Source organism: Gracilibacillus alcaliphilus, from assembly GCF_016909015.1.
Lineage (GTDB): Bacteria > Bacillota > Bacilli > Bacillales > Amphibacillaceae > Gracilibacillus > Gracilibacillus alcaliphilus.
Map to the genome: position 1 here is coordinate 1 of NZ_JAFBFA010000005.1, position 14,265 is coordinate 14,265.

Here is a 14,265-nt window from a genome sequence, read left to right on the forward strand (position 1 = left end):
TTGGTGGATGATTGATTAAACTTGGTTAAGTATTTCAATCGTAGCATAGTCAATGGGACTTTTTGTGTACGAATTAATTATTTCATACACCAGAATGTATATGATTTTTCATGCTTACATTCTTATTCAAGAATAGCTATGTCCAGCTCCTAATAGCAATTTTGCTGGATAAGAAAAAAGTTCCATATGAATTAATTACTATATAATGTAAATAAAAATAATCAGAAAGTTTAAAATTGGTGAAGTTTGGGTAATGTAAGGACTGGAGAAGTGAAATATGATAAAGAGAAGCCTTGTCATATCCATCATACTAAGGATGAAAGGAGAACGAATATGATTACATTACATCAGGTGCCGGTTGTACAAGCGCAGATGCTTATCCATAGGCCTATTTCCGAAGTATTTGAAGCTTTAGTTGACCCGGAAATAACGACAAAATTTTGGTTTACCAAAAGCAGTGGTAAATTAGAAGAGGGAAAGCATATTACCTGGGCATGGGAGATGTTTGACATCTCTGATACGTTATATGTCAAAACTTTAAAGAAGAATGAAGAAATTTTGATAGAATGGTCAGATGGAACCCAAGACCGATGGCTATTTACGTCAAAGCAGGGAAGCGGAACGGTTGTCACCATTATCAATTCGGGATTTACGGGTGAGGGAGATGACATGGTTCGTCATGCTATTGATTCCATGGGGGGATTTACCATGGTGCTTTGTGGGATGAAGGCTTGGCTTGAACATCAGATAGCATTAAATCTTGTGCTGGATGGAAAGCCAGCGGAATAATAACTAGTTATGTGATAAATGATCCAGAGGACTTCACATATGACAATAAACCCTCACGATGACAGATGACTGTCTTGTGAGGGTTGGTGTTATTCTTGACCTGCTTCGTCTTTTATTTCTGCCCGCAGTCCTTCGATACTTTCCTGCCGTCTTTTATTCTTCGCTTCGATAGCTTGTTTATCTTCGGAACTCATTTCGTCCGCATGGGCTTTCACAAAATCTTCAGCTTCATTCATATTCTGCAGAGTGTGACCGATAGTGTTCTGAATTTTTTCAGCATTATCAGAACGGTCATCTGGTTTTGGCTTTGTCATTCGTATTCCTCCTTTTCGTTCATTTCCTCGTATAGTATGTCGAAATGCCTCCTTTTTATACATCTTATAAGAATCTCCTTTTACTAAAAAATACCTTTGATATTTTTTTCAATAATTAACAAACTAAATGATGATTTAATCAGGAAAAATTGATGACAGTAGGCGATGTTATCTTGTGATGGAAGAAGGAGCAGCTGATGAGAAACTATTTATTACGAGTGTGGAATGTGGTGGATCCGATTTACTATGCATGTTCTCGTTTGCATTATGTAGTAGAAAATCAAGCAGATGATAATAGAACTTTATTTCGAGTGAGGATGACAACGTATCAAGGCCGTGAAGTTAAGCTTCAAGATGGTACGATTATTCGAAAACATGATCTGCTGCTAAAAATACATTTGCATAATGTGCGGATGTTAAATGATTTACAAATGATCAATAATGAAACGAAAAGGGCTCTCTATACTTACCAAAAAGTGAAACAAGCACTGCCGCGATTGGCTTATTATGTGAAAGTTCACCCCAAAAGCAGTCAAATAAAAGGGGTTGTTGGGATTACCTCATTAAATAAAGGTGCGAACAGGCTGGGGTTTGAAGCATTTCCCATTGAAAACACCTATTATCGCACCTACAAAAAGTTATCGTTTTTATTGATACATTTTATTGCAAATACAAAGCGAAAAGATCCTGTCTATTTATTTATGTCTAAAGATATATTGATAAATAAATATCGTTCTTCTATTTGATCAGCATGTTATGAAAGGTGATCTCAGGCCTGCTGCCGATCCGGATATTGATTCCTGTTTGTCCAAGTCCTTCACTAATATAGAATGGGGCATTATTGTGCGTATGCAGTCCTTTTATCATATTTCTTCGTGCCAGTTGTCCCATGCTAACTAAATGATAGGCTTTCGGGTAGCATATTTGACCGCCGTGAAAATGCCCTGCCAATAAATAGTCAAACGTGTAATGTTCCATTTCAAGCACAACGGTAGGGTCATGTGTTAACACAAGTTTGGTTCCATGATCAATATTATTAAAGGCGGCTGCTAGGTCACTCCGATTGGTACTGTAGTCATCAATACCGATAATATGAATGGACTGGCCATTGATTGTGATGGTTTCACTTTCATTTTGGAGAACATGACAGCCGAATTGAATGAGCAGATCTTTTAGTTTGCGAAAATCCTGCTCCTTTAGAACGTAATCATGGTTTCCAAACACGGCATATATGCCATGTTTAGGCTGCATCCCCTGCAATACTTTTAAATAGGGGATAAGTTTTGGAATGGTCTTTTTACGATCTAGGAAATCGCCCGTTAATGCAATCATATCAGGTGTTTCATCCGCCAGTTTTTTCTCCAGTTCAAGAGGAGTTATAGAAATATTTTCTAAATGTAAGTCAGTTAGATGAAGAATAGAAAGTGTTGTGTCATTTAAGGTGTTTTCCGCCTCTATTTTCACTTTATTTATCTTTATATCTTTTGTATTGGTATAAGCTTTATAGATTAAGATGCTGCCGGTGATGAATAGTAATACGATCAAAATATAGGTCATGGTATCGCTCCTCTCCAATTAGGAGTATAACATTGCCGTGCAGGTTATTTCATTGGTAATTGCAGGATATAAGTAGCATCGAGAAGCGGAGGTTTTTAGAAATGAAAGATAACCAAAAAGCATTATTTTTACCTTTTATGCAAATCCCTACAGGACACCATCATGTGGCTGATGCTTTAATGGAGGCATTTCAGAAGATGAATCACACCATTCCTTGTCAAAAAGTCGATATTTTATCTTATAGTTATGGCAGAATAGAATGCCTCGTTTCTTCTACTTATTTGTTTTGGATTAAACAGATTCCACAGTCCTATAATTGGCTGTATGATCAGCTTGCCTACAAGCAAGTCTCAAAAAGAAACAGACAGCTTCTATATGAGGCAATATTTACTTACTTTTTTAAACGGCTGATAAGGGAAACAGAGCCTGCCATCCTCTTCTGTACACATTCCTTACCATCTCATCTTGCAAGCAGACTAAAAAGAAATAGAAAACTAGCTGCAGTTACGGTAAATGTCTATACCGATTATTTTGTCAATCGGGTATGGGGGATTGACGGGATAGACTATCATATCGTACCAACTGTACAAGTGAAGGCATTCTTAATGAGTCATGGTGTAAAAGAGGGGCATATTTTTGTTACTGGCATTCCTGTACACGAGGCATTTGTGCAAACAGCTTCTCTGCCAGAGGACAAGAGGAATATCACTGTTTTGGTCAGCGGCGGAAGTTTAGGAGTAGGGGAAATATATCAAATACTGTCCAATCGAAGTTCCCATAAAAATCTTCATTATTATGTATTATGCGGGAAGAATGAAAAATTGTATCAGCAGTTAGTAAGCAGGAGCGACCCCCATGTGACACCAATTCCATATCTGACTAGCAAACAAGAGATGAATCAATTATATGATAAAGTAGACGCAGTACTCACAAAGCCGGGCGGTGTAACGATTAGTGAATGTTTAAAAAAGAATAAAGCAGTGTTTATTTATCATGCTCTGCCCGGACAGGAAAAAATTAATTTAGAACAGCTGCAGGAATTAGGAGTTGTTATCCCCATAAACACAGATCATGGATCAATAGAGGACCAAATTATCCGATATTTTTCCGATGAGGTCTGGCAAAAACAATATCAAAAAAATATAACAGATTATCATAAGAACTTAGAGAAAAAATCGCTGACAGAGATACTGAAAGTAATGATGAGTTAGCTTTACCACGGTGCAACGGTTCTTGTAAGCATTCAAAGAAATGTAAATGGTGATAATGAACAATAAGCAGCCCTTACGGAAGATGAGAGAGGGGATAGCGACAGTTGTGAAAATAGTGGTGTCTCTCTCCAGCGTTTTGCTATAATGGATATAATGCAAATCGTAAAGAATGAAGTGTAGACAGCGTGGGACGTTCGGAATTAGCTGTTTTTACCAATATGTGTATGATCGAGAATGAGAAGGGACAAACTTTGGTTAAAGACAGAGTGAATGCTAATTGGCCGGGATTGCTTTTCCGGGGGGACATATAGAGAAAGGAGAATCTTTTCACGATTCAGTCGTACGTGAGGTAGAAGAAGAAACAGGATTACGGATAAGCCATCCCATCTTATGCGGTACCAAACAATTTCAAACGAATGAAAATGAACGATATGTGGTCTTACTGTATAAGACAAAGAAATTCTCTGGAGAATTGAAAAGTTCAGAGGAGGGAGAGGTGTTCTGGATTGAAAAACAAACGCTCACAGATTATACGCTGGCAAGTGATTTTCTAGAGATGTATAAGGTGTTTATCGATGCTAGCATTTCGGAGTTTTACTATCAAAGACAAGAAGGTAAGTGGAATATCAGTTTGTTATAATAGGAGACTGGCAAATGAGTTACACCGAAATGAAGAGTGTCTGTGAAACATAGGATTGCAGCTAGTTTCACTTTATGAAATAAGATGTTCATCAGCGTAGATAGGACCGTAATTAATAATGGAAAGAGGAGATACGATGAAACTGACAAGCCCAAAGATATCACCGGAATTAACATCGAAGCATTTTAGTGATATTTTCTATGAAGAAGATCCTGAATTAGAGATGTGTTTGGTGGAAGATTCTGAATTTACCAATGAAGCAGTAGATCGAGCACGAATATACAATACTGTCTTGAAGAATTGCCAATTCAATCATACTGATTTCTGCAATATTCAGCTGACAGATGTCCGTTTTGAGAATTGTGATTTATCGAATGTTAATTTGCGTGGCGCCTCGATCCATCGGGTCGAATTTATTAACTGTAAATTACTTGGAAGTGATTTTACGGAATCTTCACTTGGGAATGTGAAATTTGAGCAATCTATCTTAAATATGGTGGCATTCGGCGATTCAAAGCTGGAAAAAGTGTTATTTCAAGAATCTGTTTTGCACCATGCAGATTTCTATGATTGCACATTCAAAAAGATCGGATTTGAACAATGTGATCTCAATGAAGCAAACTTTGAGCAAACAGCTTTAAAAGACGTTGACCTTAGCACATCTAAGTTTGATCGGCTTACTGTGTCTATCGCTGATTTAAATGGCTGTAAAGTATCCTCTGCTCAAGCAGTTCAGCTGGCCTCTTTAATGGGAGTGGTTGTTAAAGATTAGTAGGAAACAAACCTGCTACAGTATATTTCCATTAAAAGGAGGGGACTCATGCTGAAGGAGAAATTACAGCAATTCTTCTTAGATCGGCTGGCTTTTTCTACAATGACATATCCTGCTTTTACAAATGATATGTATGATGACTTTGAAAAAGCCTATCACCAGTTGCAAACAGGTGAATCAGAAAGTTATCAGGGTGCTTATCCCCTGCACTTCTTTTTATACTATATTATCGAGAATAAAAATTGTCTGGTACATGGCTCTAAACAACCTAATATAGGAATGTTTGAACCGAGGGAACAGACATTAGCCAATGGTACGCCGGTAACAGCAATCTTTGCCTCATCAGATGGTCTGTGGTCTTTATTCTTTGCGGTGATTAACCGAACAGCATACAAAGGAACCTTAAAAAACCTTTGTGTGCTGACAGAGAAAAAAAGATATTATTATTTTTCCCTTAACCGAGACTGGTCAGGAGAGTTATGGAGTGAGGGGACTATTTATATACTGCCAAGGGCTGCTTTTATTCAAGGTGGATCAAAAGCAGAGTGGATTGCTGAACAGCCATTACCGCCTATTGCCAAACTAAAAGTAACACCTGATGATTTTATTTTTCGTTCCATCATGAAGGGTTTGTTTAGACGTGATAAAAAGTAAAATACTCTATACTAGATAGATGTAAACTTTACAGGGCTGCATGTGGTTAATAACAACCACAGCAGCTTTTTTTAAGATTGGATTACGGTGTTTCGCAGCTTGTGGTTGCGGATAAAGAAAGCGATTTCCCGGAACGGATATCGGTAGCAATAGATGAAACATAGCTAAGGAGGCTGTTTGTTTATCAGCTTGCTTTATGAAAAAAAGAATGGTATCAACAAATTAACATGGCTGAAATCGCAACATCATACAAGAAAATAGTTAGTAACCATGATACAGTTATAGCGATAAGGAGGGGAATGGGATGGTACAAGAAGTGCGAACAGTTTATTTGGATCCAGACTTAAATATGGAGGCCTATCGTTTTAAAGGGATTATGCAGAAATTCCCTGCCCATTTTCATGAATATTACGTGATAGGTTTTATCGAAGAAGGCCAGCGTTATTTAGTTTGCCAAGGAGAAGAATATATTATCAATCCAGGGGATGTATTGATATTTAATCCATATGATATACACAGCTGTGAACAGATAGATGGCAAAACGTTAGATTATCGCTGTCTAAACATAACAGCAGATGTGATGAAAAAGTTCATGTATGAAATCCAAGGAAACGAAATCCTGCCTCACTTTCAACAAAATGTATTAGCAGCCAGTAAATTGGCACCTAGTCTAAGGGAATTGCATATGACAATCTCCCAAGAAGAGAAAGAAATGAAGAAAGAGGAGCTGTTTTTATATTTGCTGGAAGAGTTGATTCAAACAAATTCCAACTTGCCCATTTTGCCGCCTGCTTCAGAACCGTCTTATCCAATTAAGGTTGTTTGTGCCTATTTAGAAGAACATTATACCCAAACCATCACCTTAGAGGAACTGAGTAACCTGACAGGCTGGAGCAAGTATCATCTGTTAAGGTCGTTTACTCAACAAAAAGGAATCTCTCCTTATAATTACTTGGAAACTATTCGCATTCACCATGCCAAAAAAATGTTAGAGCAAGGGACAAAACCGGTTGAAGTCAGTTTCTTGGCAGGTTTTAGTGATCAAAGCCATTTAACAAAGTTTTTCAAAAGGATGATCGGGGTGACCCCGAAACAATATATGAAAATTTATCAAAGTAAAGGAGATATCTAACGTGTCTAACGAAGCGAAATGTGTGATGGTGATTGATGATCAGCTTCCATTAGGACTGATTGCTAATACATCGGCTATCTTAGGAATCACATTAGGAAAGTATATTCCTAAATTGGCAGGAAGCAGTGTTACCGATCGCTCTGGCGTGGAGCATATAGGGATTGTAAAGACACCAGTTCCGATCTTAAAGGGAAATACAGAGCTGCTCCGGCAATTAAGAGAAAAAGGACTTCATGAAGCTTTTGCTGATTTGATCATGGTTGATTTTTCAGATGTGGCACAAAACTGTAAAACCTATCAAGAATACATAACAAAACTGCAGCAGACATCAAAAGAAGACTATCAATATCTAGGACTGGCTATCTATGGGGAAAAGAAAAAGATTAATCATTTAACAGGGGATCTTCCTTTGTTAAGGTAGACTAACTCACGGAAAGAGGGTTTGAGATGGATAATTTATTTGCTTTTATCTTGATGGCCTTAATGATGTCCATGCTGCCTGGGGCAGATACCGTATTGATTATGAAAAATACAATCAGCTATGGTGCAAAGGCCGGAAGATATACAATATTGGGGATGGCGACAGGTCTAACTTTTTGGACAGGAGTTGCTGTACTGGGTTTATCGGTTGTTATTGCCCAGTCAGTTCTGCTTTTTACTATTATTAAATATTTAGGGGCAGCTTATCTGGTTTATTTAGGCATAAGAGCTTTTTTTACACAAGGAACTCTGGCCTTAAATGCTGTGAAAGAAGACAAAACAGCTGCTGATCAGACAATCCATTATAAAGAATCCTATCTGCAAGGGACGATCAGTAATATACTAAATCCTAAAACCGTATTAGTATATATTACCTTTATGCCTCCATTTATTGATATGAGCGGAAATATCAATCAGCAGCTGATTACTTTAGGGCTTATCCTTACTCTTATCGCAGTGGGCTGGTTTTTGATCTTAGTCTATTGCTTAGATCATGCGAAGAAATGGCTGCAACAGCCTGTCTTCCAAAAAATGCTTCAAAAATTAACGGGTGTACTGTTGATTGGATTTGGTGTAAAGACAGTGATGGAATAAATGGGGCTTACAGTAGTGAAGTCTTGCTTAATGCAGGAGAACTGCTCATGCATCAGCGGTTTTATACAATATCAAAACCAATATTATCCATTTTTTGCTCGCGTGTTTGTGCCATAGCGTCATGAACCGTCACCACACGAAAGTCTTTTTCACTAGCCCCATATACCGATGTCATCGGCAGTTGTCTGGGTGAATAAACGCTTATAAAAAAGCTGAAACAATGTCTTCTATCGTTTCAGCTTATTTCCTTCACTGGTGGTTTAGCCGGTACACCTGCTACCACGGTATTGGCTGGCACGTCTTTTGTTACAACCGCTCCAGCCGCAATGACAGAGTTATCACCAATCGTAACACCAGGTAGAATCGTAGCATTGGAACCAATCCAGACTTGGCTGCCAATCTTGACAGGAGAGGAGTAGGTAGTGTTTCTTGTATCTAAAGATAATCCATGATTAAGTGTAGCAATGGTGACATTCATACCGATTAGTGCACCGTCTCCGATCTCAATGCCGCCTCGATCTTGAAACGAACAGCCTGTATTTAGGAAGACGTTTTTTCCAAATGTGATATTTTTGCCGAAATCGGTATAGAATGGCGGAAAGCAAGTAAAAGATGAATCTACTTCGTTGCCTGTTAATTCGCTAAAAATCTCTACTATTTCTTTGTGGGAATGATAGGAGGTATTTAGTTGCATCGTGATCCTCTGAGCTTCGTAACTGCATTGAACCAACAGTCCATGTAGTTCTTTATCCTCCCCCGAGATGGGATTGCCTTCCTTACAGAATTTGATGAATTCTTCCATATCCATAAAAGTCATCTCCCTATTAAAAAATTCATTGTCAGTCGTTTATGTGAAACAAGCGCCTGTCTGCAAACTTCGGGAACAAGGAAGTCGCAATGGAAGCCTGATTATTCTTTATCTCCCAGCCAATCCTTTTTAAAGATCGACATAATATAGGCATCTTTATAAGCGCCATTGGTATAAAAATGCTCTTTCAGTGTACCTTCCATTACAAATCCTTGTTTCGTATAAATATGAACGGCCTTTTCATTCGTTGTGTCCACATACAGAAATACTTTATACATATTAAGTGTGTTAAAGGCGTAATCGATTGTTTCTTTAAAGGCGTATTTGGCATAGCCTTTGCCGCCGAATTCAGGTTTGATAATAATTTGGATTTCGCAATTTCGGTGGATATGGTCGATACCTACTAACTCGACAATTCCTACAAGCTGTTCCCCATCCTCTACCACAAACCTTCTTTCGGAGGCATCTAAAAAGTGCTTGTTATATAAATGTTTAAGTTTAGTAAGTGATTCATAAGGTTCTCTAAACCAATAGGTCATAATCGAGTGTTCGTTATTTAATTCATGGACAAATGGTAAATCTTTTTCTTCGAGTGTTCGTAGTTTCATTTGTATCACCTTTCACTGTTGTTATAGTTTGACGGCAAGACTGGCATAGAATTGTGGAAAATAGTGGGACAGAATATATTCATCTGCATTGGCATAGTCTTCATAGAAATCCTTTAACAAGAAACCTGCCTGCAGCTGTCCTCGGATTTGCGTCTCCATCGTATGACTGAATTGCAAGCCTTCTTCTTTAATAATGGCTTCCCGTTCTGCGTCTGTAAAGTCTTTTAATGGGTTATATGGAAGTGGATGAACTAAGCGGATATCTTCCAGTTTCTCGACCTCATTAAACATATAGATTTCCGGATTGGTAAAGCCTGTTAACAATCGACCTCCCTGCCGTAACACACGATAGCACTCTTCCCAAATAGATGCAAGTTCTTCCACATAGGTATTAGAAACAGGGTGGAAAATAAGATCGAAGGAGTCATTGTCAAAGGGAAAACGCTGAGTCATATCGGCTTTGACTAACTCAATATCATAACCTTCTCGCTCTGCAACGGCTTTTTCGGTGGCTAATTGTGCGGCAGACTGATCCATTATCGTGACATCGGCACCTAAGGCACAGAAAATTGGACCTTGCTGGCCGCCGCCGGATGCTAGGCCAAGTACCCGTTTACCATGTAAGGAGCCAAACCATTCTTTTGGTACAGGAATAGTGGGTGTCAATAAAACATGCCAATTTCCTTGTTGGGCTTGCTGGAATTCCTCTGATGAGATTGGCCGTGTCCATTGATCCCCCTCTTGGCTCCATCTGTCCCAGAGCTGTTCGTTGATTTTGGTATAAGACATATTTTCTCCTACTTTCATCATAAAATATTTACTTTAGTATATCATTTATGGTTTCCATTGTATTCATCCCTGTGCAACTGTCTGTAGAATGTCCATTGATTTATCCATTGTCAGAAAAATAAGCCATGTCACGGTTTAAGTAGACATGGCTTATTTCATGATTCTGCTTGCTGTTCAATAAAGGTTATCAATTGATCAATAAACGTTTCATATGTTGTAGAACTGGCAAGTTTACTAACATTCGCTGGACTGGCAAGGATTTTAATATATTCATCATATATATCACGATAGATATTCCGTTCATTTTTGTTCATAGCAATTAAAGAGACAATTCTAATATTAGTAGCCTCTCCCCATTTGATCGGTTTATCTGTGATCAATACGGCTATTGACGTCTGTAAGGCATCCATCTTGATCGAGTGAGGAACGGCTACAATATTATTAAAGGCGGTAGATGATAATTTTTCTCTTTTAATGACATTTTCGACAAAGTCTACTTGAACCAAATTCAATGCTTCCATTTGTTTGGTAATAAAATGAATGACATCAAATTCATCTGTAAATGTACGATCGGTTACCATAAACATCCTCTTGTCAAATAGGGAAAGCAGGCTTTGCTTCATCCATTGCTGCTGTTTGATATGTTTTATTTTGTTCATTTGCTGCTGAATCTTGAAAATATCATCCATTGTAATAAAGGAACTGATGACAACCGGTTCACTATTAGCATGAACAGGAAGGTCAATGGTTGTCATAATTAAGTCCGCCTCCAACTCAGCTAATTCTTTATCTAATCTTGTAATTACCCGTATTATGACTAGTTGGCTGGTAAAGTATTGCTCAATCTTTTCTTTGATTTGAAAAGGTAGATGATTATAGGCTGGGCAAATGAGTACTGCCTCTAATTGATCACTAGTCTTTTGCTTTAACTCTAAACAGCTACCCACGTGTAAGGCAATATAGGCTATTTCATCCTCTTGAACACGGATATTTAATTTTTCTGAAATAAGGTTGCTGATATAAACAGACAAGTCATAAATAAGTGGTGATGACGTTTTGATCGATTGTGTTAACGGATTCTTGAATGAAAAATCGTTAGCTGCCCTAATCACCATATTTTGGACGTGTAAGGCGAATTTTGTTTTAAATTCTTCATCATCTAAATGGATTAAATAACTCTCATTTACGTTTCGAATAATATCATTAATTAAATCGAGATAGTCTGTTTGTACATAATTTGCTTTCTTGATATATGTCGTTTTGCTGCTAATCAGTGCTTGTAAATAATATAATTCATTCTCATCTATATTGACTTGAAAATAAGATTCTATTAATTGCTTAATTTCATCCAGAGCGTCTATAGAAATGAACTCTTCTTTAAAAGGATAGGTGTGTGAATGGATATATTGATGGTCCTGTATCCTTTCGATAGAAATGATAATATGGTAAATAATATTGCCTAATGTGTATTCGTTTATATCATAGCCATGGCTATGGATAATGTGGAGTAATTGATTTTTAAATTCATGTAATTCATAACCAAAGATATTTTCTAAATCAATGATATTGTAAAAGGTTGTATTATACTCCCGATAGTAAATTGCACTCATTATTTTCCGTTTGTTTATTTCCTTACCTTGTAGAAATAAGAGATCTTTGGAACGTTGTATCGTGAGGTCATACAATTTGATAAACTTTCTGCATTCGATGAGATCTTTTTCAATCGTTGGAACGCTTACGAATAAATGATCACTCAAATCAAAGATGTTCACGCCATCCTCTGCCAGAATCAGTTGCTGCAGGATATAATACATTCGATTAGATGAATCTTTCTCTTTTGCTGGAGCAGTTCCATTTGTGTTGATGACTTTTAAACGATACCCAGCACTGGATGATTCAATAAAAAATGAATCTTGATAATGCTCATTGATATATTTTATATAGTTTCTGAGTGTGCGGGAAGAGATTTGTAAATAGTCTAAAATTTGCTGTGATTTCATCCATTCTTGCTGTTCCTGCAGCAGATGAATGAGGGCTTGAATATTTTTTTCTTTCATCCATATCTCCTCCTTGTGTTAGATTTCTTTCATTATAAACGTGTCCTGTTCAGAATGAAAATAAATAAGTTGCCAGTAGGTAGGCAACTTGTTTATTGGTTAGTATTTCTGTAATTAGAGATAATATAACTACATTTTACATGAGGAGGAAGACAGATGAAAAAAACAATCTTGTTAATTTGCAGCGGTGGTGCTTCTAGTGGGTTTTTAGCTCAAAATATCCGTAAGGCAGCTAAGAAAAGAGGACTGGAAGTAGAAGTGTTAGCTCGTGGTGAATCTGAATTAACGGATTATCTGGATAAAATCAGTATGGTGCTGATAGCGCCGCATTTGAGCTATATACAGGAAGATATTGCAGAGCAATTGTCAGGTACAGATATCCCTTATCAACTAATCGATCAAATGACTTACGGAACACTGAATGGGGACAAAGGGCTTGATATCATTGTGAAGGAGCTAGGGCTGAAATAATCTTACGGAGGCTGGATAAACATGAATAAATTAATTGAATATATGAATCGGTCTTTTGCGCCCAAAATGAACAAAATTACTAGAAATGCATGGGTATCTGCCGTTCAGGAAGCAATCATGGGGGTATTACCTTTAATCCTTGTTGGGTCTCTTATCACCTTGATTATGATCTTGAATGATTTTATACCGAATATGCCTAACTTACAGCCAATTAGTGATTTTTCATTTGGGTTAATGAGTCTGTTTATTTCTTTCTTAACTCCATACTTTATTATGGAGAAGCTAAAGAAAAATGACCGTAAGTTAGTTGCCGGATTAACTGGTGCAGCAATGTTTCTATTGCTGCTGTCTCCAACTTTTAATGAAGAAGGTCAAATTATCTTTTCGTTTGAAAGATTTGGAGCAAACGGTATGTTTGTTGCTATCATTGTTGGATTACTAGTTGGTTTTGTGTTCTATATATTTAGTAAAATGTCATTTTTTAAAGAATCAAGTTCATTACCGGATTTTATTATTGTTTGGTTTGATACGATAGTACCGATCACTATTTTATTGTTAGCAGGCTGGCTTGTTACAGTCGTAGGTACAGTGGATCTTTATGCATCGATTCTAAGTATTTTTGAACCGTTAAATCGTATTGGTCAAAGCTTTGCCGGTTTTGTGCTGATTACTCTGATTAGTGTGTTTTTATACTCATTTGGTATCAGTCCATGGGCTTTATATCCGATTGTCTTTCCAATTTGGATGGCTGGAATTGAACAAAACGCTGCACAAGTAGCACAAGGCTTAGAGCCTGCAAGTATTCATACTTTTGAAACGATGATGGGCTGGATCTGGATTGGTGGTATGGGAACAACCTTGCCTTTGGTTATCATTATGTTAATTATTGCAAAGTCCAACCACTTGAAAGCTATTAGCCGAGTCACGATCGTGCCATCTATTTTCAATATAAATGAACCAGTAGTGTTTGGGGCTCCTGTTGCTTTTAATCCCATCTTAATGATTCCGATGTGGTTAAATGGTATTATTATTCCAGCGATCACCTATTTTGTTCTTTCATTAGGAGTGATTACTTTACCTGCAGAGGTGATGCAACTATGGTATGTACCTATTGGTATTTCCACTTATCTGGTGAATACAGATATTAGTGGCTTGCTATTGTTAGTTATCAACCTGGCAGTGTCATTAATTATATGGTATCCATTTGTTAAGGTATATGATAACCAGAAAGTACAGGAAGAGCAGCAGGCGGAAGCTTAGAAGCCTGTCATATTCACTTTTAAGGTAAACTGCCTCGGCGAGTGATGAAAATTGCTGAGGAAGTCTTACTTTATCAAAAAAACAAGGCTTTCACTGACAAGACGTAAAGATAAGTCGAGTTTTTCAATC

17 protein-coding genes are annotated in these 14,265 nt (G+C 37.4%); 11 read left to right on the top strand and 6 right to left on the bottom strand.

Annotated features, from left to right (window positions below):
• The first annotated feature begins 333 nt into the window (after positions 1-333).
• Positions 334-789: an SRPBCC family protein gene (locus tag JOD18_RS05265; protein WP_204667902.1), complete on the top strand. Its 456-nt coding sequence runs from the start codon at positions 334-336 to the stop codon at positions 787-789.
• An 89-nt stretch (positions 790-878) separates the two neighbouring features.
• On the opposite strand, the gene tlp is transcribed toward JOD18_RS05265, so the two are convergent.
• Entirely contained in the window at positions 879-1,103 is a 225-nt protein-coding gene (gene tlp, locus JOD18_RS05270) for a small acid-soluble spore protein Tlp (protein WP_204667903.1), read from the bottom strand.
• A gap of 197 nt (positions 1,104-1,300) precedes the next feature.
• Here tlp and JOD18_RS05275 point away from each other — a divergent pair, with 197 nt between their 5' ends.
• Positions 1,301-1,849: a YkoP family protein gene (locus JOD18_RS05275; RefSeq protein ID WP_204667904.1), complete on the top strand. Its 549-nt coding sequence runs from the start codon at positions 1,301-1,303 to the stop codon at positions 1,847-1,849.
• Here JOD18_RS05275 and JOD18_RS05280 read toward each other — a convergent pair.
• Positions 1,842-2,660, bottom strand: a complete 819-nt coding sequence (locus tag JOD18_RS05280; RefSeq protein ID WP_204667905.1) for a metallophosphoesterase — start codon at positions 2,658-2,660, stop codon at positions 1,842-1,844. The genes JOD18_RS05275 and JOD18_RS05280 overlap by 8 nt on opposite strands.
• Before the next feature lie 101 nt (positions 2,661-2,761).
• On the opposite strand from JOD18_RS05280, the gene JOD18_RS05285 reads away from it, so the two are divergent.
• From JOD18_RS05285 to JOD18_RS05315, 7 genes are all read left to right on the top strand, one after another.
• The gene (locus JOD18_RS05285; protein ID WP_204667906.1) at positions 2,762-3,871 is read left to right on the top strand and encodes an MGDG synthase family glycosyltransferase; all 1,110 of its coding nucleotides are present in this window, start codon (positions 2,762-2,764) and stop codon (positions 3,869-3,871) included.
• 277 nt (positions 3,872-4,148) lie between these two features.
• Positions 4,149-4,511 (top strand): 8-oxo-dGTP diphosphatase, encoded by a 363-nt coding sequence (locus tag JOD18_RS05290; protein WP_239587937.1) that lies wholly within the window; start codon positions 4,149-4,151, stop codon positions 4,509-4,511.
• Positions 4,512-4,647: 136 nt separating this feature from the next.
• Positions 4,648-5,283 (top strand): pentapeptide repeat-containing protein, encoded by a 636-nt coding sequence (locus JOD18_RS05295; RefSeq protein WP_204667907.1) that lies wholly within the window; start codon positions 4,648-4,650, stop codon positions 5,281-5,283.
• Positions 5,284-5,331: 48 nt separating this feature from the next.
• Positions 5,332-5,937, top strand: coding sequence for a hypothetical protein (locus tag JOD18_RS05300; RefSeq protein WP_204667908.1), 606 nt, complete (start codon positions 5,332-5,334; stop codon positions 5,935-5,937).
• 304 nt (positions 5,938-6,241) lie between these two features.
• On the top strand, positions 6,242-7,069 hold the full coding sequence (locus JOD18_RS05305; protein WP_204667909.1) for an AraC family ligand binding domain-containing protein: 828 nt from the start codon (positions 6,242-6,244) through the stop codon (positions 7,067-7,069).
• A gap of 1 nt (position 7,070) precedes the next feature.
• Positions 7,071-7,490, top strand: a complete 420-nt coding sequence (locus JOD18_RS05310; RefSeq protein WP_204667910.1) for a DUF2000 family protein — start codon at positions 7,071-7,073, stop codon at positions 7,488-7,490.
• 26 nt (positions 7,491-7,516) lie between these two features.
• A complete protein-coding gene (locus tag JOD18_RS05315; protein ID WP_204667911.1) occupies positions 7,517-8,143 on the top strand; it encodes a LysE family transporter in 627 nt (208 codons plus the stop codon).
• A gap of 235 nt (positions 8,144-8,378) precedes the next feature.
• Here JOD18_RS05315 and JOD18_RS05320 read toward each other — a convergent pair whose 3' ends face one another.
• The 4 genes from JOD18_RS05320 to JOD18_RS05335 all read right to left on the bottom strand — a co-directional run bounded on the left by JOD18_RS05320 (position 8,379) and on the right by JOD18_RS05335 (position 12,405).
• Positions 8,379-8,951, bottom strand: a complete 573-nt coding sequence (locus tag JOD18_RS05320) for a sugar O-acetyltransferase (protein ID WP_204667912.1) — start codon at positions 8,949-8,951, stop codon at positions 8,379-8,381.
• Positions 8,952-9,052: 101 nt separating this feature from the next.
• On the bottom strand, positions 9,053-9,559 hold the full coding sequence (locus JOD18_RS05325) for a GNAT family N-acetyltransferase (protein WP_204667913.1): 507 nt from the start codon (positions 9,557-9,559) through the stop codon (positions 9,053-9,055).
• A gap of 21 nt (positions 9,560-9,580) precedes the next feature.
• A complete protein-coding gene (locus JOD18_RS05330) occupies positions 9,581-10,348 on the bottom strand; it encodes a class I SAM-dependent methyltransferase (RefSeq protein ID WP_204667914.1) in 768 nt (255 codons plus the stop codon).
• Positions 10,349-10,503: 155 nt separating this feature from the next.
• Positions 10,504-12,405, bottom strand: a complete 1,902-nt coding sequence (locus JOD18_RS05335; RefSeq protein WP_204667915.1) for a BglG family transcription antiterminator — start codon at positions 12,403-12,405, stop codon at positions 10,504-10,506.
• A gap of 156 nt (positions 12,406-12,561) precedes the next feature.
• On the opposite strand from JOD18_RS05335, the gene JOD18_RS05340 reads away from it, so the two are divergent.
• Positions 12,562-12,876 (top strand): PTS sugar transporter subunit IIB, encoded by a 315-nt coding sequence (locus JOD18_RS05340; protein ID WP_204667916.1) that lies wholly within the window; start codon positions 12,562-12,564, stop codon positions 12,874-12,876.
• 21 nt (positions 12,877-12,897) lie between these two features.
• Complete coding sequence (locus tag JOD18_RS05345; RefSeq protein WP_204667917.1) at positions 12,898-14,136, top strand: PTS sugar transporter subunit IIC; 1,239 nt, start codon at positions 12,898-12,900, stop codon at positions 14,134-14,136.
• Positions 14,137-14,265 lie beyond the last annotated feature (129 nt).

Excerpts from the sequence above, each read along its gene's own strand:
- JOD18_RS05265 (WP_204667902.1), top strand. The coding sequence starts at position 334 with ATGATTACATTACATCAGGTGCCGGTTGTACAAGCGCAGATGCTTATC.
- tlp (WP_204667903.1), bottom strand. The coding sequence starts at position 1,103 with ATGACAAAGCCAAAACCAGATGACCGTTCTGATAATGCTGAAAAAATT.
- JOD18_RS05275 (WP_204667904.1), top strand. The coding sequence starts at position 1,301 with ATGAGAAACTATTTATTACGAGTGTGGAATGTGGTGGATCCGATTTAC.
- JOD18_RS05280 (WP_204667905.1), bottom strand. The coding sequence starts at position 2,660 with ATGACCTATATTTTGATCGTATTACTATTCATCACCGGCAGCATCTTA.
- JOD18_RS05285 (WP_204667906.1), top strand. The coding sequence starts at position 2,762 with ATGAAAGATAACCAAAAAGCATTATTTTTACCTTTTATGCAAATCCCT.
- JOD18_RS05295 (WP_204667907.1), top strand. The coding sequence starts at position 4,648 with ATGAAACTGACAAGCCCAAAGATATCACCGGAATTAACATCGAAGCAT.
- JOD18_RS05300 (WP_204667908.1), top strand. The coding sequence starts at position 5,332 with ATGCTGAAGGAGAAATTACAGCAATTCTTCTTAGATCGGCTGGCTTTT.
- JOD18_RS05305 (WP_204667909.1), top strand. The coding sequence starts at position 6,242 with ATGGTACAAGAAGTGCGAACAGTTTATTTGGATCCAGACTTAAATATG.
- JOD18_RS05315 (WP_204667911.1), top strand. The coding sequence starts at position 7,517 with ATGGATAATTTATTTGCTTTTATCTTGATGGCCTTAATGATGTCCATG.
- JOD18_RS05320 (WP_204667912.1), bottom strand. The coding sequence starts at position 8,951 with ATGGATATGGAAGAATTCATCAAATTCTGTAAGGAAGGCAATCCCATC.
- JOD18_RS05325 (WP_204667913.1), bottom strand. The coding sequence starts at position 9,559 with ATGAAACTACGAACACTCGAAGAAAAAGATTTACCATTTGTCCATGAA.
- JOD18_RS05330 (WP_204667914.1), bottom strand. The coding sequence starts at position 10,348 with ATGTCTTATACCAAAATCAACGAACAGCTCTGGGACAGATGGAGCCAA.
- JOD18_RS05335 (WP_204667915.1), bottom strand. The coding sequence starts at position 12,405 with ATGAAAGAAAAAAATATTCAAGCCCTCATTCATCTGCTGCAGGAACAG.
- JOD18_RS05340 (WP_204667916.1), top strand. The coding sequence starts at position 12,562 with ATGAAAAAAACAATCTTGTTAATTTGCAGCGGTGGTGCTTCTAGTGGG.
- JOD18_RS05345 (WP_204667917.1), top strand. The coding sequence starts at position 12,898 with ATGAATAAATTAATTGAATATATGAATCGGTCTTTTGCGCCCAAAATG.